Below are 24381 nucleotides of genomic sequence, written 5' to 3' on the forward strand. Positions count from 1 at the left end.
CTTCATCCTCCCTATACCAATAAAAACCCCTCCTTCAATGGATCCTCTTGGTCAAAGATGAATTCATGGCTGCCAGTGATAAACGCTTTCGTTTCGATCGAGAATTGAGGCTTGTCATTCACGATTCTTTTTCCAATCAGCGAACTTCCGAAAACACTATAATTCTCGATTTCAGATATGCTGGAATCCTTCTGTTCAAATGCTGCTAGAATTGCAAATGTGCTGTCCACTCCAGGAGAACGCAAGATATAGCCATCTTTTTCAAACGTTACAGATCGAATCTTCCCCGGTGCAGGTGATACGGATTCGACAACGACAACTCCAACATATTCAATGTTTTCATTCGCCAATTCTGTTATCCGTTCCAATCCCCATCGATTCAATTCAGCCAGATGCTCCAATTCAATGCCGGGAATTGAATCCGGTAGCGCATAGAGCAAGTAGTTACGATCATTGTCAACGCGTATCAATGTGCGGTCCGCATTGGCTTCGATTTCATAACACGACTCGTTTTCAATAGTAACGGAAGTAACTTCCTGGTTTTTTATAAGCGCTTTCACCTTATAGATGCCTTTTATGGTTTCCACTCGATAAAGCCCTTCTACAGAAGGAGTCAAATTCCCTGTCTCAAGCAATGCCGTCACTGTCGCTAGTATCCCTTCATATTTGAAGTTACTCACGCCCTGATGATTGAAAAATAGTAACGAGAAATCGGCCACTCGAGATGGAACAACAACACATCCATGTATGCCACGATGTCCGCGCGGCTCGTTCAATAACAAATTCTTTTCGTTTGAGAAGTTATTGTTCAGCTCATCGTGTTGCGCTTGTATGCCATCTCCACACAACCTGATCGGTGATTGGGTCAATATCCTAAATGCTTCACCTGCTACATGCGTATCTATTGTGCTGTACATCTTTTCATAGTTCATGAAGACACCTCTTTCACGGACTCATGTTCCATAGGCGGGATGAGCAGATACCCTTCACGCAGTGGGTCTTTTTCGTTGTAGAAGTATCGATGATTGCCCATGATCCACGCAGAACCGGTCACTTCTGTAATGACGGCATCCAGCTCTTTCACTTTCGTTTCTTCTAGCACTTTCGCTTTGAATAATGTACCGACGATACTTTCATGGACGAATAATTCATCCATTCCAATTTCTTTGTTCTTATACAACGTTGCGAGTTTCGCAGACGTACCCGTGCCGCATGGGGATCGGTCAATCCCTCCTGGCGGCACAATGACTGTGTTTTTCATATCCGCCTCAGGATGAACGGGATCTGTGTAAAATTCGATATGCGTCAACCCCGCTATGAACGGAAACTCCGGATGCACTACTTCCTCAGTTGCATTGATGGCATTCCGGATGTCGATCGCCTGATTAATGATCGTTGTTGCATTGTTTTCTACCAATGCCAGATTCAGTTTACGCGCATCGATAATGCCATAGAAATTCCCGCCATACGCAATATCGCATTCCACATGTCCGATTCCTTCAACGTCAATTTCGACGGTCTTCAATAGGAAGGCAGGTACATTATTGAACGTCACCTCTTCGGCTTTACCGTTTTTGACCTTGATTTTGACTGCAATCAGACCAGCAGGCGTATCTATATTGATATTCGTAAACGGTTCATGGACTTCGATGAGACCTGCTTCAACAAGTGCTGTGCAGAATCCGATTGTGTCATGTCCGCACATCGGCAAATAGCCGCCTGTTTCAATGTAAATGACACCGACATCGGCATCAGGATGACACGGTTCTGTCCATAACGCTCCTGACATCACTCCATGCCCCCGCGGTTCATTCATCAAAAACTTTCGAATCCAGTCATAGTTTTCTTCCATATACAACATCTTTTCCGACATCGTTTTCCCAACTAAAGGAGGCAACCCGCTAATCAGTGTTCGAGTCGGATTTCCTCCCGTATGTGTATCAATCGTTGTAAACAGTCGCTGATAATTCATCAGATTGTCACCCTTTCTTTAAACCGGCTCAGCTGAAGCGGCTCGATTGGAATGCACGTTTCTTTGTCACTCAGCATTTCCTCAATCAGCTTACCTGTCACAGCCGCAAGACTGATTCCATCCCCTTCATGACCCGCCGCTATGAAATAGCCTGGTATTTCCTCAACTCGTGAAATGATCGGCAAGTGGTCTTCCGTCCACGGCCGCAATCCCGCATAGGTCCGGATCACTGTCATATCAGCAATTTTCGGATAAAACCGGATCGCCCGTTTCGCAATGAGTTTCGTCACTTCTTGATTCACTTTCGTATCGAAGCCACCGAATTCCCGGCTGCTTCCAATTAGGAAGTTTTGGCTTTCAGTAGGTTCGAAAACAAGAGCGACGCCGTATTTTTCCGTTTCGTCATCTACAATTCGCTCCCCGCCAAATTTCGATATGAGATACCCGAACTCCATCACTTTTCTCAAACCTACAGGTTGCTGACGTGAAGCGACAATAAGCTGACCTTTTCTAGGAAGGATCGGAATGTCGAGTCCAACCATAGCTCCTAGTTTCGGGGCCCATACCCCCCCGGCATTGACTACCTTTTTGGCGGTATACGTTCCATTATCCGTTTCAATCACAAACTGACCTGTTTCATTTTTTGATACATTTTTCACTTCTGTATTCGTATGTATTTTCGCACCGTTCTTTTCGGCACTATGAAACATGGAATACGTCATCATATATGGATTCACAGTTGAATCCGTCTTACATTCCAAGCCACCATACAAGTCATCTGCAAAGTACTTGGATTCATTGCGCAAGTCTTCACGGTCCAGCATTTTAAACTCCAGACCCGCTTCTTGCTGCTTCTTAACCCACTGATTCGCTGCTTCCATTTCAGCATCGTTTTCACATACTAAGATACTTCCTGGATTACGGTATTCAAAAGACACTTCAAGTTCTTTGTCCAATTCATGGACAAGCATCTGACTTTTCAAAGACATTTGACTATCAAAACCTGGATCTTTATCGATTGCAAGTATGTTTCCATCACATCTGGAGGAGGTACCGCTTGCTAACTCTTTCTTTTCAAGGACGGTAATATCAAGACCCGCTTTCGAACCATAATAGGCAATCGATGCCCCAATGATTCCGCCGCCAATGACGACCACATCTCGATGTTTCATATTCACTACATTTATCCCCCTTTCGCTCGCTTGTTTATATCTATTGCAAGTTGCATGCCAAAATTGAAATCCCTAGCATATTATCAATCTCTATTGAAAATTCTAATAACTAGTGTAAAATTATTTATACGTTTAAAATATTTTGACACTTGAGGTGTGTAATCTTATGAAACTTTCACAAAAACTACTCAGCAGACTAGTGAATACAGATTTTGTCATCATTGAATCAGGGGTACCCAAGAAGAAGTTATTAGAACGAGTTGCGAAAGAAATGCCCAAGAACGTATTTCGGAATACAGATGCGGGACCACAATGGGTAAAAATCGGTGATTCCTCAGACGAAGTTTCCTTTGTCCCTTGCAAGACACTGTCGGTAAACAGTACTATTGAAGATTTCCACGAGATACTTAGAACTGATGATATCGCCCTTATTTTGAATACTTCCAATGAGTACGCAGGTTTCCTGACGTACGAAGTATTTTCTAAACACTTATTCACGGAATACCAACGAGCACAAGCCTATTTGAAAACTATATTAGATACGATTGACGAATCCTGCACAGTCATTGACCAAGATGCGAATGTGATCTATTGGACAAAAGGCGCTGAAGAGATATTTTCTGTAAAAGAAAAAGACATCATCGGTCAGCCCATTACCAACTTCTTCAGTCCCGAAAGGTTGGAAATATTGAATGCGCTAAAAGATGGCAAGTCCGTTCACCATAGACAGCATCATGCCCGTCAAGATCTCGTCGTCATGATCAATTCCAAACCTGTCTATTTGAACGAAGAAATCATCGGCGCAGTCGTTTCCGAAACAGATATTACGAGTCAGATTCTATTAAATAACGAACTTTACAATACATCTGAAAAACTCTTCATCCTGGAAGAAGAAGTTAGAAAGACGTCCCCTTCGGTGAATCCATTTTCATATATAAAAGGAAACAGTCCTGCCATTAAACAAACATTGGAGATTGCCCGCAAAGCAGCCACTTCAGATGCAGCTGTTCTCATTTACGGCGAAAGCGGCGTAGGAAAAGAATTGTTTGCTAAAGCGATCCATAACTTACGGGAGCCTGAAAGTTCGCCATTCGTTGCGATAAACTGCGGGGCGATTCCGAGCGGATTATTTGAAAGTGAAATCTTCGGATACGAAAAAGGAGCGTTCTCAGGAGCTAATCAGAAAGGGAAAAAAGGAAAAGTGGAACTTGCGAAGAACGGTACTCTGTTCTTAGATGAAATCGGAGAAATGCCTCTGGAGATGCAGGTGAAAATCCTCAGGCTTCTACAAGAGAAAAAGTTTTATACAGTCGGGGGTACAAAAGAGATTGAAGTGGATTTCCGAGTCGTTGCGGCAACCAATCGTGATTTGAAGGAATTGATAAAGGAAGGGAAATTCAGAGAAGATCTCTACTACCGGTTAAATGTCGTCAACTTCAAAGTTCCTCCGCTGCGAGAACGGCCTGAAGATATCATTGAGCTGACGCACTACTTCCTGTACGAATTATCCGTGAAGTATAATCGGCCAATCCATGGAATTTCGCAAGCTGTCATGCAGGCATTGCTACAACATGCATGGCCAGGCAACATTCGTGAACTGAAGAATGCCATCGAGCGACTCGTTGCGTTTTCAGAGAACGGGGAAATTCGTGTCGATGATCTCCCGAGCGAAATGGAGAGGATTCCACAGTCCACTGCAACTGAACAGATTGTCCTCACCTCCTGCCAGTCGAGTCCTACTGAAAAGCTTTCACTGCAAGAACAATTACAATTCTATGAAAAAGACATCATCTTAAAGGAACTAAGTAAAGTCAATGGCAACAAACTTCTTTGCGCCAAAAACTTAGAAATCACGAGAGCCACTCTCTATAATCGTATGAATAAGTTAGGGATCCACTTATAGAATCCAAAACTTGGCCTCATTCTTGCATATGATTTCTGTATGCGTATACACAAAGTATAAGAATGAGGTGAGGGACTTGTCGGAAAAAGAAATGATCATTTGCAGATGCGAAGAAGTTACTTATGGTGAATTGAAGAAGACAGCTGAAACGTATAATTGCTCCGCACGAGAACTGAAACTACGCACACGTGCGGGCATGGGGTATTGCGGAGGAAGAACGTGCCGATCGATGGTGGACAGCATCGCTCATGCTTCTGTCGGAAGGGATCTTACACAAGTGACCTTAAAATATCAGCCGCCGATTCGACCGGTGAGTTTCGGCAGTTTAGGGGGAATTACAAAATGACGAGTAGAATCATTAACCATCCAGTATTGGATAAGGTAGACGATACCGATATGGTTTCTTTCAAATTTAACGATACGGTATTACATGGGTTAAGGAACGAGTCACTTGCCGCTGCATTGCTTGCGAATAATATCCGGACGTTACGTGTTCATGAAGAAAGCGGCACACCTCGTGGAATCTATTGTAATATCGGGCACTGTTTCGAATGCCGTGTCAATGTAAATGGACAGCAAGGCGTAAGAGCTTGTTTGACTCCTGTGCAAGAAGGCATGTCGGTATCGAGCGGCGAAAAATTCCTGACATCTGTGAAAGACTGGAGGTCGAATAATGAATAGAGTCATTGTAATCGGAGCGGGACCCGCAGGCTTGTCCGCCGCCATCACTGTCGCAGAAAACGGGTACGAAGTTCTAATTCTGGATGAATATATGCTGGCAGGCGGACGATTATTAGGTCAGCTCTATGAAGAAGAAAACGGTAAATGGTGGAATGGAATCATTGAATCCAAAAGTCTCTATGACAAAGCCGTTGCACTGGGCATTGAAATTCGGTTAGGCACCCCCGTTTCTAATATTGAAAAGTTAAACGGATCCTGGGTGATTTATACAGATGAAGAAACATACTATACTTCTCATTTATTGCTCGCAACAGGTGCAGCTGAAGTACCACTTCCAATACCAGGCTGGACGCTTCCAGGAGTTATGTCCGTAGGAGCTGCTCAAGTGATGACGAATGTACATAGAGTCAAACCCGGAAATCGCGGAGTGATCATTGGTGTCAACGTACTGTCATCCGCTATCGCAATGGAACTGAAGCTGGCTGATGTCGACGTTGCCTGCATCACGTTGCCGAAGATGAATCAAGTGACCAAGGAATCCGGTAATCCAATGGATGTCATGAATTCACTGCTACACGTTTCACATATGGCTCCTTCAGCTTTCGTAAAGTTCGGGAGCAAGTTGATGAAGAATGACTTCATGAAAAAAATGGGGATTACGTTTTTCCCCAAAAAAGGCGTGAAGATGTGGGACATTCCAATTATGCTGCGAAAAGCAGTCATTAATATTTACGGAAACGGAGCTGTAGAAGGCGTGACCATTGCGACGATTAGCATGTCAGGTGAAGTAATTCCTGGAACTGAAGAGAATATCAGCGCAGACTTCGTTTGCATATCTGGCGGATTGTATCCATTGGCGGAGTTGGCGGCAGTTGCTGGTTGTCCATTCTTTTATATCGAAGAATTAGGTGGATACGTTCCTCTTCACAATGAGCGAATGGAGACAGTGTTAGATGGACTCTATGTAGCTGGGAACATTACGGGAGTTGAAGGAGCTAAAGTGGCAATTAGCCAAGGCGTTACTGCGGGCCTTTCGATTACGAACAGCATGAGCGGAGGCAAACAGGAGGTTGAAATCAAGGAAGCAATTAAGAAGATTGAACATACTCGTGACAATGCGTTCATTCAATTCCATCCTGCCGTCAAAGAAGGTAAACAAAAGCTCCAACAATATTGGGAGGAATATAATCAACAAGCTAAAGTGGAAGTTCATAGTTAAAAATGCTTAATATTGAAGATGCCCTGTAAGTCTGTAAAACGACTTTCAGGGCATTTGTTTTTCTTATTATGATTTTTACGTACAGAGTATAAAAGTAATGTCCAAGTCCCTATGAACTCTTCCCTTATAACACTTTAGATTGTTACATGCTGTCCTAGTTTTTGTTCTTTTGCTGTTTCGTATACTCCGATTGCCACGGCTAGGTCGAAGTAAGCTGCCCCGACGCATTTAAAGAATGAGATTTCGTGTTCGTTTTCGCGTGCTGTTATTGTCCCTACGTAGGCGTCTTTTAGCTCTCCATGAATGTCATCATATGACCAGTCACTTTGAGCGTTTGCATAAATCAGCTCCCCTGCTTCTTCAGTGGCGCCATGGAAATCATCCACAATGACTTTGTCTGCAAGACGAATGAATGTATGATCCACTTCCCTCATATGCGGCAAATAGGAGCCTACTCCGTTCACATGTGTCCCTGGTTGAATATCATCACCATCGAATACAGGTACCTCCGATCTTGTGCTGCAATTGATGATTTGTGATTGTTTCACAACCTTAGATTTTTGTTCTTCTTGAATGACTTCGATGTTAATGCATGATGGGATTCCAAATTCTATTAACTTCTCTTTAAACTTTTCTGCATTGGAAGTAGTCCGGTTTACCAGGTTGATGGTCTTGATATTTCGTACTTCCAATACACCAAGCACTTGTTCAAAAGCCATGCCTCCTGTCCCGATGCATGTTAAAGTTTTTGCATTTTCCACAGCATATAAATCGGTTGCAATCGCGCTTAGCGCCCCTGTCCTTAAGCGTGTTAAATAGGACGCGTTGACGAGTGAGACGTGTTCACCAGTTTTCGCGTCAGACACCAGTGTCACTCCTTGAGTAGTTCTGCCTCCTGACTCCCGGTTGTGCGGGAAAATCGTCACTGCCTTCATCGCCATCAGTTCCTTATCCAAGTCCGCACTCGGCATATATAAGACGCTTGCTTCATGTTTTTTAAATTCAATTACTGTCCGTAAAGGATTTTCAACTTGATCCGCCACTTTCGCTTTTAACAGGTGTTTTAAATCTTCAACTGCCTTGTCCATTTTATACATGCTTTGGATTGTTTTTTCATCGAGTACGATCAAAACTATCAACCCTTTCTTTTATCGTATTTGAATATGTGATATACCTTATATAGTCAAAGAATTTTAGAGGAGAGTGTTTGTGATGGATCATTCCATAGGTGAAAGAATCCGTGTTATTCGGAAAGAAAACAAAATGACCTTAAAAGAGGTGGCAGATCGGACAGGGTTTTCAATTAGCTTCCTTTCACAATTGGAAAGAGGTAAAAGTAATGCCACGTTAGAATCTTTAAAAAAACTCTCATTAGCTCTAAATGTAAGTCCCGCTATATTCTTCGATGAAGGAAATGCACAAGCTAATAACGAGGCATCATCAGAAACTGAAAAATTGAATCATCATAATATCATGTACAAAAGTTTGCACCACTCATTGGAAGACTATGCTTTCCAACCTCTACTCATCAACTTGAAACCAGGACAAAACGAAGGGAATGCATTTACACATAATGGACAGGAATTCCTCTTTGTCTTAAAAGGAGTACTTACAGTTTTATTGAATAATAAAAAAATCGAATTGAAGAAACACGAATCCATCATGTTCGATTCAAATCAAACGCATTATTGGTACAACTACACAGACGAAGAAGTCATCTTCCTGTGTGTTTCTTATGACTTTCAATAATAGCCGAGGAGACAAATTATTCTCATCGGCCATCGCTTTATAATTCCTTTAATTTTTCACCATACTTAGAGTGAACGATTGCAGTTCCTGTTAAATCACCTGCAATATTATTCGTCGTGTTTCCTGCATCAACTAATGGCGAAACAGCTGCGTAAATAGCTACAATTTCTAACGGCAACCCCAATGATGTCATCAATATGGCCATCATTACAATATCCGCTCCCCTAGCCCCCGCTGTACCCATCGAAAGAGCCAGTCCCAGAAAAACAAACTGAACCAACAAGCCAAATGTTATTGGTATGTCATACAAGTTCGCTGCAAAGATCGCAGTGACACCAAATGTTACCGCCAAACCATCCATATTGATTGTCGCACCTAGGGGTAATGTGAAGCCATAAATCTTATCTGACACACCCAGCTTCTTTGATACATTCATGGAAGCTGGTAAAGTAGCATTACTAGAAGACGTTGCCGCAGCCAGCATCAATGCCGGGCTTATCGTACGTAAAAATTCCAAAGGCTTAAATTTCGTGAACAGCGCGATGAATGTCGGGTAGACAATGAATAATAATATCGCCAAGCCTATAAGAGCACTAAGCACATAGTACAATGCAGAAGAGATGATCGACATATCTGTCGTCCCTACTAATTTGGCTATAAGCGCTAGTACACCAAGAGGTGCGAGGACCATGATCATGTCTGTGACCTTCAACATTAAGGCCGCTCCTTCTTGAAAGAACAGCCGTACTGTTTTAGCCTTATCTCCCATACTAAGAAGAGCAACGCCGATAATAATAGCACCGATAATAATCTGCAACATATTCATTTCAACGAAACCACCGAATAGATTATTAGGGGTCCAGGAGACCAAGTTGTCTACGAAGTTGAATTCTTCCGGAGATATCGTTTCCCCGTCTGTCAGCATCCCTACAGAATTTTTACCTGGATTCATAACTAAGGCAACGCCTATGCCGATGGATGAAGCTATAACAGTAGTCGCCATATAATAGACTATCGTTACGCCACCTATCGATCGCAATGACTTAACACTAGGAAGATTCGTTATTCCATCTATTAATACTAGAAAAGTTAAAGGGACGATGAGCCATTGAAGCAATCTAATAAATATATCTCCGATTGGAGCAATATAGCTCACATTCTCTTTCAGAATGATTCCTAGCACAATACCGATAACCGCACCGATTGCAACTTGAACGAATAGATGCTGCTTTTTCCACCATCCCATTTAGTATCCCATCCCGTCTAATTCACTTGTCTTCCAACAAGAACCCCGTTGGTAATTCATCTTCAGGATCTGTCACAAACTGATGGAAACCGGTAATATATGCAGTCCCTTCAACTTGAGGTACAACACCTGGAATGCCTGCAATCGTCGCTTCTCCAATGATGTCCCCTTTAAATTGGCCATCCGTAATACACTCATGGATAAAGGAATCCCCATTTTTCATTTTTCCATGGGTATATAAAGTTGCTAGCCTAGCAGACGTGCCCGTGCCACAAGGAGAACGATCGACTTGCTCATCTGCAAATATTGTTACGTTTCGTAAATCCGAGTCTCCTTTTACAGGGGAGTCGGAATAGATCACTCCATAAATCCCTTTTAACCCTGGCTCATCAGGATGTACCACGTTATAGTTCGCCTCGACATAATGCTTGATTTTCGTACCCCACTTTTGTAAGTGTGGAAGATCCTTCTTGGATACTTTAAAGTTCAATTGGTTCGAATCCATAATTACATAGAATGCACCACCGAAAGCGATATCGGCGACTAAATCTTTTCCTTCGATTGTCATTTCAATCGATTTTTCCAAAACGAATGAAGGCACATTTTCAAAAGACACAGACTTCACTCTATTTCCTTCCACATTGGCATACGCGATTACTTCACCAGCCGGACTATCGATCACGAATCTTGGTCGCTCTTCAGTAACCTCGAAACGCCCTGTTTCAATCCCCATCGTGACAACGGCGATAATTCCGTGCCCACACATTGTACTCCAGCCTTCATTGTGCATGAACAGCACTCCAAAGTCTGAATCCTCTTTTGCGGGTGGTGTGATGATACATCCATACATACCGTGATGACCTCGAGGTTCATACATCAAAACTTTTCTAAACTCATCTAGATGTTCCATACAATACTCTCTACGTTCTAATTGCGTGTTTCCTTTAATCTCCGGAAAACCATCCGTAATAATTCGTAAAGGTTCACCAGACACATGCATATCCACCGTTGAAATCATCTTATTAATAATCATTTTTCCATCTCCTTATTGAATTCACTCCATTATTGAAGTGGTACTTAAATTCAGTATAATCGAAATATATCAAACTAGTCAATTTAAAATTTCATGAGTTTATGTTTATCACTTATCAATTACAGCCCAAACTTTTGTCCACTTTCCTACAAGATAGCCATTCGAATACATCTAAACCTTTTATTTGTGCTTCTTAAGATTCACTCTTGAGTCAGTTTTCACTAAAGCAAAAAATGTCACGTCCTCAATTAGGGGAATCCCAATTGAGTGCGTGACATTTTCGATTGATTACTTAATTCCTATCTTATATGACAGCATCTATAAACCCATTGAACATTGACTTTTATGCCATTCTTCAAAAGCTGGATAGAAATCCAATTATCATTCACACTCTTCATAAATTCAAAAAGAGATTGTTAAACTATTTTCCCGACTGTTTAGAATAGATTTAAATTATTCCTTGGAACCGTAAAATGAGTTCTGCAATCACTGCGGAACCGAGAAATGTCCCCAGCATAACTAATGTCGCAACAACAATTGTTTTCCACCCTAGTTTCACAAAGTCGGTCAATGAACGCCCAATTGCGATACCTGCGTATGCTAAAATCGGTGTCGCAAGTGCTAGTAGTTGGACTTCAGTCGTCCATTCCACCACTTTCTCGGATCCAGGGAACCACGGCATAGAAACGAGAACACCGATAAGGGAAATGTAAGCGATACTTGGGAAGTTCACAGGGATTAGTTCTCTTAGGATGAATCCTGCTAAACAGATGACAATGAGCGTAATCATTCCCGGAATCGCTGCAAGTGGCAGTATATCATATCCTGCCCAGTTTCCAACGAGGGCGGTGATGCCAAATATCCCAAGCAATAGTACCCATTCTTGAATGTTTTTCAGCATCAGTATCCCTCCCTGTTACGAGTCATGCGCGCATAGATTTTTTCAGTTAATGGAAGTCCGATGAAGATACTCACCCATAACCCTGTTGAAAGTGACAGCAAATTACTCGCCCCTGAAAAAGCAACGATTTGCGATTCCAATTCAGGGAATGCGGCTATTAGCGAGCCACTTGCTGCCGCCATCATACTTCCACTCCCTACACCTGACGCCATCGCAAATGATAGCGGACTTAATGGTGTTAACGTCGCAAGCAACCCAGAGATAAGTCCAAGGAATACGGCTCCGAATACTGTACCAAAGATATACATTGCCATCACTCCGCGGCCTTCAGGAGAATTGATTCCGAATTTGTCCATAATGAGTCCGACGTTCGGTTCGCGACCGATCGAGTGCGTCATTCCGACCGCTTCACGCTTCATCCCTAACCAAATTGCAACAGGTAGCGCGATTAAGATCGTCCCTAAGTTCCCGAGTTCCTGTAATAGTAATGCTGGGCCAGCAGCAATGACTTCGGGTAAAGATGGACCAATAATGACTCCGATTTTCGCGAGCAATAACGAAACACCTAGTACGATAATCGGCTCAGCATTTTTAGATTGCTTCTCTTTAACGACTGGTGAAAAAAATAGTCCTAGACCAATTACGAGTGCATACAACATCGGAAGCAACAAAATTACACCCGGTCCTACAGGAATCTTAAACGTGCCAATCAGTTCAGTAACAATAACAATCCCAAGTACGATTGCATGTAACCGCCAATCTTTCCAAATCCCAGCAAGTGAATTCTCGTTTCCATCCATCCCAATCCCCCCTTATTCTTCCCCTTACTTGCGATGAGTCAACGCCGTATTTCATGGGCAAGCAATTCTGCAACAGCGGTTGCGTCTCGCCTGTTGTCACCTTCTGAGCTCGCACGTGTAAACAACTGGAATGCTGCATCACTAATTGCAGTCGGTAGCCCTTCCGATTTCGCTAAGTTTCGATAGAGCGACAAATCTTTCCGCATATTAGCCATTGAAAACGTCACATCGTCAAAAGTTTCGTTAATAATTGTCGGTCCGAATACTTCCATAACTCTCGTTTGCCCTGACCCTTTTTGAAAGAGCTCTGCCAGCTTTTCTTTTGACACTCCTGCACGTTCCCCAGTTAACAAAGCTTCACTTAACAAGGAGATGATGCCACCGACAACCATGTTATTACATAACTTGACGATTTGTCCGGCACCACTGGATCCTATATACTCAACGTGACCGCCCATCGCTTGGAGCACAGAAGAGACTTGTGAAAACTTCTCTTCAGATCCTCCAACCATAATGGTAAGTGAGCCTGTAATTGCGCCGTCTGGTCCACCACTCACTGGACAGTCGAAATACGAGACGCCAATGACACCGGCAGCTTCCTCTAATAATCTCGTCCTTGCAACGTCATTCGTACTCATATCGAGCACGGCACTTCCGTACTTCATGTGTGGCAACGCGCCTTCTTTTCCATCCACTAACACTTTTTCGACTAACTCGGTGGATGGTAGTGATAAAATTAATACGTCACTCCACCTCGCTAGCTCCGGAACCGAAGAAGCTCCATCCGCCCCTTCATCCACTACACGTTTTACCGCTTCCGGATTCGTATCGTACACTTTGACTACATATCCTTTACGGACTAGATTCGTCGCGATTCCGTACCCCATGAGTCCGCATCCAACAATACCGATTGTTTGCACAGGATCCCCTCCTATCATTCTACCTATTTGATGGATCGCTCAGTATTTACGGTCGGATATAAACCGTTTTATAATCCGTCCAGAAATCCAACGTTGTCGAGCCTTGCTCACGTGGACCGATGCTGGACGCTTTTTTTCCACCAAATGGATACTGATTCTCAAAATAATTGGACGGGATATTCACATGGGTCACACCCGATTCAATATTGCGGATGAAGTGAAATGCCTTGTTCAAGTCGTTCGTATAGATCGTTGAAGACAACCCGAATTCGCTATCATTTGCGAGCTCCAATGCTTCTTCATACGAATCGACTACGGTCATCGCCATCACTGGACCAAATATCTCTTCTTTAAAAATAGTCATATCCTGTGTCACTCCACTGAATAACGTCGGAGCCACAAAGTAACCTTTATCCAATCCATTTTCCTTTAACTGTTCTCCGCCGCATTCGAGAGTAGCGCCCTCATCAATTGCTGTTTTTACGTAATGCAAATAAGTTTTCAACTGACTGTCATCGACAACAGGACCGTTATCCACGTTTTCAGCGAATCCATCCCCTATTTTCAACTTTCGAGTCCGCGCGACCAGTTTCTTCGTCAAATCTTCAGCAATGGAACGAAGGACAATCAGGCGACTTGTACCTGTACACCGTTGACCATTATCCAAAAAACCACTAATAACTAGGTTTTCCACGGTTTCATCGAGATCTGCATCTTCTAATACAATCGATGGGTTTTTACCTCCCATCTCGGCTTGCATTTTGGCACCTCGCGCGCTCACTGCTTTGCCGAGTGCAAGCCCTACTTGTGTAGACCCCGTAAACGACACCGCTTTAATCTTTTCATGACTGCCGATTGCGTTTCCAATCACACCACCGGGCCCAGTCACCATATTAATGACTCCCGCAGGCACGCCCGCTTGTTCGAACAACTCCATAATTTTGATGCTGATCAAAGAAGTATTGCTTGCTGGCTTGAAAATCACTGTATTTCCCGCAATAATAGCCGGAGCAATCTTCCAAATTCCAATACCGAGCGGGAAATTATACGGAGCAATTACCCCCACTACCCCAAGCGGTTCCCGAATTGTATATGCGAAAATCCCTGAATCGTGCGAAGGAACCGTTTCTCCTGTCATCCGGGTTGCTTCACCACTGAACTGTTTCATCGCTTCAATCGTTTTCCGCACTTCACCATTTGCTTCCCTGAACGACTTTCCGACTTCTTTCGTAATAATCGTCGCTAATTCCTCTTGTTGCGCTTCCAGCAATCGAATGAGTGAAAACAACACATCACCACGAGTGGGTGCGGCCGTAGTTGCCCAACTTGGAAACGCTTCTTCTGCTGCTTGAATCGCCCGCTCTACATCGGCTTCATTCGACTTCTGAAAATATCCTAATACATCTTGGTTCGCTGGATTCAGACTTGCATACGTTTCATTCGTAATCGATGAGACCCATTCCCCATTAATATAGTTATGATAAGTAGAACTCATGCATACATCCCCTTTACATATATATCTATTTATTATAATAAATCAGAATTTAAAATAGATATATGTGGGTAGCAACAAAGATTGCATTCACTTTTCGTTGAGCTCCACATAAATCCGGAAAGCAACCACAAAGTCAATCCAATCTTTTTCATTAGAAAAGTCGATCTCCAGTAATTCCTCCACCTTTTTCAAACGATAGTAAAGCGTGTTCGGATGGACATGCAGCTCTTTAGCCGTCTGCTTCTGGTTTCTATTCGACCAGATGAACTGTTTAAGCGTATGGATCAACGTGGAATCAGCGGATTGCAATCGATGTAACTTATCATTCATAAACCGTTCCAACAGTTCTTGATCCAACTCATACAGCAATCGTTCAAGTCCGAGCATTGAATACTCTACAACAGGAATTTGATAGCGTTTCGCGTATCCAACAGATCGTATTGCCTCTTTATACGATACTGACAATTCCTGAACTGACGTTTCCCGACCAATTCCATAAACGATGTCAAGATTTGCGAGTCGCAATTGACGAATGCTGGAAAGCAGCTCTTGTACTGTTTGTTCCGGACTCGCTGGTAGAATAATAATCAGTTGAAAAGCACGCGTAAAGATCAACGGATCCACTCGTTCCGACCGAAGCATTTGTTCCACAGACTTTATCAACTTCTCTTTCTCCATCAGTTGTTCCACTTGCCATAATGGCTTCTGATTTCCTTCAATAATCACACACTGTACACGCGTATCGGTTCGCCAATTCACATAATGTAGTGCCGCCTCCAATTCCCTTCCGGATAACCCCTCTAACAGATGGTTAAATACTTGCTCTCGGAAGTGAATCTCTTTTTCATACAAGGCATTTTCTTTAATGAGTTCGAGCGCAATCGACAAACTCGCTTGCTCGATTATAATTTTCTCCATTTCACTGAACTGCATAAATGGCTTTGTTAATGAAAGATAACCTAATGTATCCATACCTCTCCGAATCGGAAAGGTATGCATATTTTCCTCCACATCGAGATAACTGTGATACCGCACTGTGGAGGTAGAACTAATCATTCTTTCAAGCAGTGAGATAACAGTTTCAATTCCACGTCCTTCGATAATTAGTTGGTAGAACGTTTTGTGAATGGACATCGATTTTTCCAACAACACGTTCTTTTGTTGCAAATGCTCGTACACCTTAGCGTTATCAATTGCAATTGCACTCTGTCCTGCAACGACTTCGATCACATTCATATCTTCCGCAGTGAAAATACTGTCCCGATTATAATTATTGACTACGACAACACCCAAACAACGATTTTTATTTAAAATGGGCACACAGAACGTACTTTTCACACGACGCTGTTGAACCCCTTCGTAGTAATGCCGAGCATTTTCCTCTGTCATATTTTCCATATGTTCTTCAATTTCCAAACGAGAGGTAAACAACTTCGACTGCTGATGAACAAACACTTTCCCTGTGATCGACTCTCCTGGAGCAAATTCAACACGTGCCAATGCCTCTTCATTTACTCCTTGCCCCTTCGCAAATCGAAGCAAATTTGTCTCTTCATCATACAAATAAATGAGAATTACATCCGCCACTTCCACCAATTCGCAAGCCGCCTGAACAACATTGTGTAAAATTTCGTTCAGTTGTAAAGTCTGTGTCAGCATCTTATTGATTTCCAACAGCCTATTCGCTTTGTATAAATCCATTTCAATTTCTTTTGACATTGTCCCACCTCTTTGTAAAATGTCCGTTACCATAATCATCGGTCATTTTAATAGTTATCGCAAAAGTCTAAGCTCTTTTTATAGTAAAGAGCCTCCCAACCGATTACTCAGTTAGAAGACCCTTTCACTTCGAATCTATTACCTTTTATCAGCTGACACCAATTGCCACAGCTACAACAAGTCCGATTGCTGCAATCCCGATCCATATCAACACAAGTTTCCATATGAATTTCAGCCACCGATCATAGGGAATGCCTGCAACTGCCAAGTATCCCATAAGCGCCGCCGAAGTTGGAATTGCAGAGTTACTGATGGCATCCCCATATTGGAATGCAAGAACAGCGATTTGGCGCTCCATACCAAGCAAGTCTGCAAGAGGTACCATCAAAGGCATTGTAGTTGCTGCTTGCCCACTCCCTGAAGGAATGAAAAAATTCAGAACCACTTGGAATAGAAACATTCCCAAAACAGTCAATGTCGCTGGCAATTCAGAGATAACACCTACCAGAGAGTGGATGACCGTGTCGATGATCACTCCGTTTTCCATCACGACTAGGATCGTCCGTGCAAAACCAACAATTAAAGCACCGAATGCAACCAACTTCATACCGTCGACATAAGAAGCAAACGTCTTATTAATGCCAAGACCACCAATAATTCCGCTGATCAAACCAATCATTATGAACGAGGCAGCCAATTCATTCAAGAACCAACCCCAATTCAATACGCCATACATATTGATGGCAATTCCAGACCCTAATGTAAGTAGGACTAAAATATGTCGTTTAGTGAACGGACCGCTATCTTTGATTGAATCCGGATCCTCAGCAGGCAATTCCAGCTCCAAATCATACATGACTGAATTTGCTCGATCTTGCTTCACTTTACTCGCATAACGCATCACGTAAAACATTGCTGCAGTCAGAATGAATACATAAACGACGGAGCGGAATAAGAATCCAGAGAAAATCGGAATTTCCGCGATACCTTGTGCAACTCCTACTGTGAAAGGGTTCATCATCCCGCCGATGAATCCACTCGCAGCTCCAAGTGAAATCATCGCTGTACCAACGATAGCGTCGTATCCGAGCGCCCGCGCAATCGCAATCCCGATCGGCACAAAGATAATCGATTCTTCTGCCATTCCGGTTGTAAACCCTAGAATGGAGAATACAAACATCACAACGGGAATCAGTAGCTTCTCATTGTTCCCTAACTTCCGGACTAACTTATTAATACCTGCGTCAATCGCACCCGTAGCTTGAATCGCACCGAATGCACCACCCACCAGGAAAATATAAAAGATAATGGTTGCGCCTTTTTCCATCCCCAGTGGAATTGACTTAAAGATTTCAAAAATCGAGACTGGGTCTTGTTCGACAGAGTGATAACTCCCATCGACTACCACTTCTCGGCCGTTCACTTCCTCCCGCTCATATTCACCTGCCGGGATTAAATATGTTGCGGCTGCCATTAAGAGAATAATGGAAAAAATGATGGCATACGTATGCGGAATAACAAACTTTCGCTTCTTGCTTTCTGGCATCTCACGTTCCCCTTTAACTATGTATTCATTATTCGTCCAGTTGTCGCTTAATGGACGCTAATAGTCTAAAAATACAGGAGATGCATTATCGAGTCAATGTGATAAATCAAAAATAATGAATCATATTAAATTTCTAACAATATTTTGCAAACCGATAGCTTTTAAATTCCGTTTTTATCCTTTGACCTTTTAGTCATTAGCTCCTATGAGTTATAGTGAGATGATTGTCGAGCACGATTCGATGTGGATGTAGAAAATTTTACTTCTTAAATAAACTGCCTAAATAAAATCTACCTGGTCTAACAACAGCTCGCTGAACTTATACGAGTTAATTGGCGGGCATACTTGGCTTTAACTGTGGAAAGCTGCTATGATTCGCTTATTATCTGCCTTCATGTGATCTACTACATTTCAATCACAATCCATTGAAAAATCACGATTAACGCAAGTAAAAAAGCCCTCCAGCTTTTTAATCGGCTAGAAGGCTCCCATATATTACAGCCATAACGTTGTATCTATGGGACGATGCAATAAGTCCACACCATCAAACTCTCAAGAATTCTTACACTTGCACCAATGTATTCTCAACTTCAGAGGATACCTCTTCTGCTGACACTTCAGCAGTTTGGTCCATATAATCCAAGTATTCCAGATAATAGCGCAAAGGAATGGGATAATGCTGCAGCCCATTTTTATATTGTTGTTCAATTTGCTGTAAAATTTCATCCGTGACTTCACGCTCATCTGTATAAATGCCTCGGCGTTGAAGATTGTGGAACCGATTCACATACTGTTCAATTGTCACTTCGGAAAGCTTCTTGGAGTTCTCGACCAGCTCATGCCGGGCGGATAAGTATTCTTCAAAATTCATAACTGTCTCCTCCTTCCATTTTCAGTTATTCAAGTATAAATACCCCTATGTGAGTCATATCGGCTACAAAGCGAAATTATAAAGTTCTTAAAATAATATATTTTATGCAAATATTATTTTATGTATGAAGACTCCCCAAAACTCTTCTATTTCGGACAGGCAATGGGTCCTATATGAACTGGGAGTGAAAGACTTCCTGAACGCTGACTTTTCCTCGATGTACCGCACAATTCCTTGCACCACAACTAACTATCCTTTTCATAAATATAGATGGCATGCTCTTAAAACTAACGATAGATTGCTTCGTAGTCCTTCCATCGTTGAATAATCGTTACCTGATAATCGACCTAATACTTCACTTTCTTCTGCTATGTGACAATATCATTCGCATTCACTTTAGAAATGGGATCGGTAGAGTCTGCTTATATTTCTTCCACCACGGTGCTTTCCCTAACCACGAACTCAACTAAGGGCTCAAATATATGAAATCGAGCTCAGGTTTAACTTGATAGTGGTAAATAAAATCATTTGAATTCTTCTCTAGTCGAAAAATCCTCTCTTTTATTGCGTTCTCAATGTGTTCATTGGATGATTTTCTACCTTGCCCCTTCAACATTTGAGTTTAACTCATCCAAGATGGCGATCATTGAAAACATGATATCTTGTTGCAACACCTCATTGGATATTTCTGTTTTTAGATTTTCAAAATCTTATTGTTAAACCATTTTCATACTTTGTATAATATACCATTCGGTGATAGCAATCAATAGTTGATTTAGTTATTTATATTCAAAAACAATGAAATAATATCCTTTTAAGAGTTCTATTTACCTATTTCCTATCCACTATTACTCTACGAAAGTGAGATTCAGAAGAAAATCCGAAACTAGAAATACAGTATATACAAAGAATCCAGTTACCCGTTTTCGTTAGTGCAAACATCTCTATAGAAACTAACCCGAAATTGGTTGACCTCTTATGCATTACCCAAAATATACAAAAAAAACCTCCAGCCAATCGCTTGGCTAGAAGGCTATCCTTCACTTACTTCTTAAATTGTCATTTAAATAGTCTATTTTTGTATAGTATTGTTATTTCCTAAGTTGAAAGCGTTCCAGCAGTAAAGTTTCCTCTTTGGCTCCTTCGTATTTAAATTTGGTGAATGCGTAAAGTTCACCCAATTCCTTTACGTAGACAAGTCGATCGACTCTGCCGTATGCATTCAATGTTGCATATGGATCCAGCGTATCATTGTCATAGACCGAAATGGATTCAGTACGATCCGCGAGATAAAATTTCTTTGCTGCTTCGTTGAACGTCATCGTTCTAAAAGGTGTAGCCAGTTTACCGAGAGGAGCTAAATCCTCTGAAGGCACTGTGCTTAATGCATAAGCTGTCCCATCACCGTTGTACATCACCTTGCCTCCAGGCGTCATTTGAGTGTAACCTCTCAGTTTCATTGTATCAAAATAACGTGGATCCGTCGGTGCGCTCTCGAGTTTCCCACCCGCTAAGCTGAATGTTACAATTCTGCCTGTGTAATGGGAAGTTTCTATGGAATACAATCTATTTTGTGCTGGTGATAGTTCAATGAGTTGCTGTGTAGGTACATTTACGAAAGACAGCTTTTCGGATGTCCTCCAGTTGTACGTTTGAATTTCAGCCTGATAGCCTTGGTCCGAGCCCGATGAAATAAGGAGCGTTTCTGTATCGTCGACTGCGATATCATAAGGATCGATGTTAACGTCCACTTCTTTGATCAACGCAAGGTCATCTGAATCGTATACATTGATAATCCCTTTTTGCGTTTTCATGGAGTTAAATGGGCTTCTACTCTGAATCAGCTGAGTTACAAAAAGTTTACCATTCTTCTCTACAAGCTTTTCCGCTGGATGTCTTAACCCAATCACTTTTTTGTCTCTTGTAGCCAAGTCCAGACGAACAAGTGATTTGGATTTACTATCCAAATAATAGACAACTGGTTTATGAGGGTCTTTCTCCAAGTCAATGATTGACGACTCTACTGGTATGTCCAAGACAGTATGAGCTGGTGAACCAGTGGATGGACGGAAAATCGGCTTCATAATCCGCGCAAGGAATGCAGAAAACTGCGCACGATCGATCGGCTGCTTCGGCTGGAATGTACCATCACTATAGCCCACCGTGATATTGTTTGCTGCTAACGAAGATATGAAAGAAGATGCCCAGTAACCTGTCGAGACGTCTGTGAAACCTGACACATAGACCCCTTTCAATTTAAATGCTTTACTAATGACCTTCGCCATTTCAGCGCGTGTAATATTTCCGTTCGGGTCGAACTGCGTGCTGCTCTTACCGCTGATGATCATCGCAGATGTAGCAACCGCGATTTCGCGATACCCGAATTTGGATGGTCCGACATCATCGAACCCTGGATCTTTAATGAAGCTATTCGACTCTGGCATGCCAATTGCACGCATGATCATGACAACGGCTTGTGCACGTGTAAGTTTTACAGATGGCCGGAAAGTTCCATCATTATATCCATTGATAACCCCTAATTGAGTCAAATAGTCGATCTCTTTCTTGAAACTGGAGACATCCGAAAAACCAGTAGCTTTTGCAGAACCAGTTGGACTTGCAAAAATAACGAGACACAATACTAGAATCATTAAGACATGTAACCTTTTTTTCAATCCGCTCTTCCTCTCTCTTAAACTCAATTCATTATAAAGGCGTAGCTCTTCCAATGCTTGTATCCATTAGCCTATTTTTACACTTTAGACCTGCCTCACTCCATCATTTAGGAAAGAGCGAACATTGTAATTCGAATCCAGTTCCATTTAGTGCGATTCTTGTTGGAACATGATCACTCTCCTGTTTGAGAGACGCACACTTACTAAACTGAAAAACACAAAAAGAAGAGCCTCCATAAAATCGCTAGAGACTCCTCTTTCATCATTTTAACTCAGCTAAAAATTCACCTAGTTTTTTCACACTAGCTGTTTCATCTGTTACGGTTTCATCTAACAGCTTTTTTTGTCGATCAAGAGCACTTGTCAATGTTGTGATTTCGACTGAAACGTCCGCATTGGCTTGCTCTTTTTTCACCTTCAATGAATGGATGGTGTCGAACAGGTCTTCATGACCAACGATTCTACCAGCGCCCCACATAAGTTTTTCTTTTGGAGCTTCCATGACATAGTCTGTGAAGTAATCATATACTTCCTTATCGAAGTCATACGCGTACCAGTTGTTATCGATTTCGTATAAATACTCGTCCAAAGGAGCAGCGATATCGCCTTTCTCCAATGCAGCAATAGATGCTGCTAAGTTCGTGACGTTATTTTGTGCGTGTTCATGAGGAAAAATTGGTTCGTCCTCCCACGTTAACCGGACAAATTGGTCTTCAGCATATTTAAAGGCAGCCAGTAAACCACTGTTCAATTCACGGCTTTCCTCATAGAGTTTCTTTGCTGTATCCGTATCACCTTTTTTGAGTGCAGCTGCGTATTCTTCATTCACTTCAGCTACCTTCGTATTCACCTCTTCTGCAAGTATTGCGACACGATCGATTTCTTCAATCAAACCATCTGAATCGACCGATGCTTGTTTGAATACTGCTGTGTCGACCTTTTCTTTCATCGCGTTCAGACGAGTGGTGAAGTCCAGTGGCACAATTGCCGTCTGGTCGTAATGCATGGTAAGTAATCCATAGAGATTCAAGTGGAATTTCAGCGCCTCTGCATTGAATGCATCTTCACTATCGAATTGGGAGTGATAATGGGAGTGCATGAATTCGCTATCTTGAAAATCATTACGAAGTGCAGGGACACCTGCAATACCGAATGAGAAGTCATCCGACCACGTACGTAATGGAGAGACGACCGAAATTCCATCTTTATACACATCGGAAAGCTTTGGAACTTCCTTTGCAAACTCAGTCAGGTAGTTATTCAGCTCATAGACGGAGCGTATTTCATCTTGAGTCGTATGTTCAAATGCTGGGAGTTCAAAGTTCATATTGGCAAATGTTTTTCCAACCCATTCAGGGTGGATGTTGAAGATTTGGTTGTAAGCTCCTGTGGACCAATCGTATCGGGAGTTCGAAACGCCCCATTCTTCGGCCGCAAGCGCGTTGAAGATGATCGTCTTTTCGGGTTGATAGCCGCTGTCGATCATCCCTTTTGCGATTCCCATCAACAGACCGATTGCCGCGTTGTCATCCTGGAATCCTGCAAAATAAGAATCGTAATGCCCGGATAGGAGGATATAGGAATCGGGATCTTTACCAATGATTTTCCCGTAGTAATTGTACGATTCCCCATCCATTTTCACAGTGGATTTTGCATCGAACTTGACGGTAAGGTTCCCTGTATCACTTGCTTCCAAGGCCTTCTTTAGATTCCCTGCATCTGTTTGGGACATGGAAAACGCAGGCGCATCATCTGGTCCGCAAATATCCTGTGCATTCAACGCATCGGGATCCACTTCGCCATACCCGGCTTCTTGCACTGCAATCACCGCGGCCGCTCCTTTTAGATGAGCTTGGTACGTCGGATAGTTAATCCACCATTCTTCCCGTTGATTGATATCGATCAAAACGAGTTTCCCTTGGATATCGAGCCCTTCCAAATCGGCAGCAGTCCCTTTACCCGCATAGACTACCTCAAGTTCCTTCACACCTTTTGTGTCGAAGTTGACTTGATACCCACCTAGCACAGCAAGATGTTCTTGTCCATCCACGTCTGTAAAGGTCAAATCCGCTTTCTCGAATTCCCAGCTATCGACCTTGAACTTATCTTTTGTCACTTCAACAAGACCGATTTTCTTCATTTCTTCCCCGATTTTTTCACCTATCTTCCGTTCCGCCTCCGATCCGGCAGTACGATAGCCTAATTTCTCATTGGTTTTATATTCTTCCAATCCCTTAGTGAAGTCAAAAGCATACTCTACATCCACTGATGATAAGTACTGTTCCTTTCCATCGGTAACGGGAACCGTCTTTGCATCCTCAACTGACTCCTCCTTCACTTCAGGCGTTTCTTCTTGTGGCGTACACGCTGCAAGTGACATTCCGACAAGCATCGACAACGTCAAGCAGCTCACAATCTTTTTCATGTATCACAGTCCTTTTCGTTTTTTTATGACTAGCTTATTAAACGCTAAGAACAG

The 24381-nt window shown here is 42.4% G+C and carries 20 protein-coding genes; 5 read left to right on the forward strand and 15 right to left on the reverse strand.

The genetic code is table 11. The features are described from left to right. Positions 1 to 11: 11 nt before the first annotated feature. From H9659_RS12060 to H9659_RS12070, 3 genes are read right to left on the reverse strand one after another with little or no spacing between them, the layout of a single operon-like run. On the reverse strand, positions 12 to 932 hold the full coding sequence (locus H9659_RS12060) for a proline racemase family protein (RefSeq protein WP_191690832.1): 921 nt from the start codon (positions 930 to 932) through the stop codon (positions 12 to 14). Then, positions 929 to 1972 (reverse strand): proline racemase family protein, encoded by a 1044-nt coding sequence (locus H9659_RS12065; RefSeq protein WP_191690834.1) that lies wholly within the window; start codon positions 1970 to 1972, stop codon positions 929 to 931. The genes H9659_RS12060 and H9659_RS12065 overlap by 4 nt, the downstream gene beginning before the upstream one ends. Continuing rightward, on the reverse strand, positions 1972 to 3144 hold the full coding sequence (locus H9659_RS12070) for an NAD(P)/FAD-dependent oxidoreductase (RefSeq protein ID WP_191690937.1): 1173 nt from the start codon (positions 3142 to 3144) through the stop codon (positions 1972 to 1974). Before H9659_RS12070 ends, H9659_RS12065 begins: the two co-directional genes overlap by 1 nt. Before the next feature lie 166 nt (positions 3145 to 3310). On the opposite strand from H9659_RS12070, the gene H9659_RS12075 reads away from it, so the two are divergent. From H9659_RS12075 to H9659_RS12090, 4 genes are read left to right on the forward strand one after another with little or no spacing between them, the layout of a single operon-like run. Continuing rightward, positions 3311 to 5047: a sigma-54 interaction domain-containing protein gene (locus H9659_RS12075; protein ID WP_191690836.1), complete on the forward strand. Its 1737-nt coding sequence runs from the start codon at positions 3311 to 3313 to the stop codon at positions 5045 to 5047. A gap of 28 nt (positions 5048 to 5075) precedes the next feature. Next, a complete protein-coding gene (locus tag H9659_RS12080; RefSeq protein WP_191690939.1) occupies positions 5076 to 5393 on the forward strand; it encodes a (2Fe-2S)-binding protein in 318 nt (105 codons plus the stop codon). Beyond that, entirely contained in the window at positions 5390 to 5728 is a 339-nt protein-coding gene (locus tag H9659_RS12085; RefSeq protein WP_191690838.1) for a (2Fe-2S)-binding protein, read from the forward strand. Before H9659_RS12080 ends, H9659_RS12085 begins: the two co-directional genes overlap by 4 nt. Continuing rightward, the gene (locus H9659_RS12090) at positions 5721 to 6947 is read left to right on the forward strand and encodes an NAD(P)/FAD-dependent oxidoreductase (protein WP_191690840.1); all 1227 of its coding nucleotides are present in this window, start codon (positions 5721 to 5723) and stop codon (positions 6945 to 6947) included. The genes H9659_RS12085 and H9659_RS12090 overlap by 8 nt, the downstream gene beginning before the upstream one ends. Positions 6948 to 7081: 134 nt before the next feature. Here the strand turns inward: H9659_RS12090 and H9659_RS12095 are convergent, their stop codons facing one another. Beyond that, positions 7082 to 8077, reverse strand: a complete 996-nt coding sequence (locus H9659_RS12095) for an ornithine cyclodeaminase family protein (RefSeq protein WP_191690843.1) — start codon at positions 8075 to 8077, stop codon at positions 7082 to 7084. An 82-nt stretch (positions 8078 to 8159) separates the two neighbouring features. On the opposite strand from H9659_RS12095, the gene H9659_RS12100 reads away from it, so the two are divergent. Next, a complete protein-coding gene (locus tag H9659_RS12100; RefSeq protein WP_225217817.1) occupies positions 8160 to 8696 on the forward strand; it encodes a helix-turn-helix domain-containing protein in 537 nt (178 codons plus the stop codon). Positions 8697 to 8733: 37 nt separating this feature from the next. On the opposite strand, the gene H9659_RS12105 is transcribed toward H9659_RS12100, so the two are convergent. The 11 genes from H9659_RS12105 to H9659_RS12155 all read right to left on the reverse strand — a co-directional run bounded on the left by H9659_RS12105 (position 8734) and on the right by H9659_RS12155 (position 24327). Then, entirely contained in the window at positions 8734 to 9942 is a 1209-nt protein-coding gene (locus tag H9659_RS12105) for a dicarboxylate/amino acid:cation symporter (protein WP_191690846.1), read from the reverse strand. A 22-nt stretch (positions 9943 to 9964) separates the two neighbouring features. Next, a complete protein-coding gene (locus H9659_RS12110) occupies positions 9965 to 10975 on the reverse strand; it encodes a proline racemase family protein (RefSeq protein WP_191690848.1) in 1011 nt (336 codons plus the stop codon). A 448-nt stretch (positions 10976 to 11423) separates the two neighbouring features. Then, positions 11424 to 11876, reverse strand: coding sequence for a hypothetical protein (locus tag H9659_RS12115; protein ID WP_191690850.1), 453 nt, complete (start codon positions 11874 to 11876; stop codon positions 11424 to 11426). Next, a complete protein-coding gene (locus tag H9659_RS12120) occupies positions 11876 to 12676 on the reverse strand; it encodes a DUF3100 domain-containing protein (protein WP_191690853.1) in 801 nt (266 codons plus the stop codon). Before H9659_RS12120 ends, H9659_RS12115 begins: the two co-directional genes overlap by 1 nt. Before the next feature lie 38 nt (positions 12677 to 12714). Further along, complete coding sequence (locus tag H9659_RS12125; protein WP_191690855.1) at positions 12715 to 13596, reverse strand: NAD(P)-dependent oxidoreductase; 882 nt, start codon at positions 13594 to 13596, stop codon at positions 12715 to 12717. A 46-nt stretch (positions 13597 to 13642) separates the two neighbouring features. Continuing rightward, positions 13643 to 15091, reverse strand: a complete 1449-nt coding sequence (locus H9659_RS12130; RefSeq protein ID WP_191690857.1) for an aldehyde dehydrogenase family protein — start codon at positions 15089 to 15091, stop codon at positions 13643 to 13645. A gap of 87 nt (positions 15092 to 15178) precedes the next feature. Further along, the gene (locus H9659_RS12135; RefSeq protein ID WP_191690859.1) at positions 15179 to 16810 is read right to left on the reverse strand and encodes a helix-turn-helix domain-containing protein; all 1632 of its coding nucleotides are present in this window, start codon (positions 16808 to 16810) and stop codon (positions 15179 to 15181) included. A 148-nt stretch (positions 16811 to 16958) separates the two neighbouring features. After that, positions 16959 to 18356 carry a YfcC family protein gene (locus H9659_RS12140; protein WP_191690861.1) on the reverse strand — a complete coding sequence of 466 codons (1398 nt, stop codon included), beginning with the start codon at positions 18354 to 18356 and terminating at the stop codon, positions 16959 to 16961. A gap of 562 nt (positions 18357 to 18918) precedes the next feature. Then, positions 18919 to 19227, reverse strand: coding sequence for a hypothetical protein (locus H9659_RS12145; RefSeq protein ID WP_191690863.1), 309 nt, complete (start codon positions 19225 to 19227; stop codon positions 18919 to 18921). A gap of 1091 nt (positions 19228 to 20318) precedes the next feature. After that, entirely contained in the window at positions 20319 to 21902 is a 1584-nt protein-coding gene (locus H9659_RS12150; protein ID WP_191690865.1) for an S-layer homology domain-containing protein, read from the reverse strand. 262 nt (positions 21903 to 22164) lie between these two features. Beyond that, positions 22165 to 24327 carry a M28 family peptidase gene (locus H9659_RS12155; protein ID WP_225217819.1) on the reverse strand — a complete coding sequence of 721 codons (2163 nt, stop codon included), beginning with the start codon at positions 24325 to 24327 and terminating at the stop codon, positions 22165 to 22167. Positions 24328 to 24381: the final 54 nt, after the last annotated feature.

It is taken from the genome of Sporosarcina gallistercoris (assembly GCF_014836415.1).
GTDB classification, from domain to species: Bacteria; Bacillota; Bacilli; order Bacillales_A; family Planococcaceae; genus Sporosarcina; species Sporosarcina gallistercoris.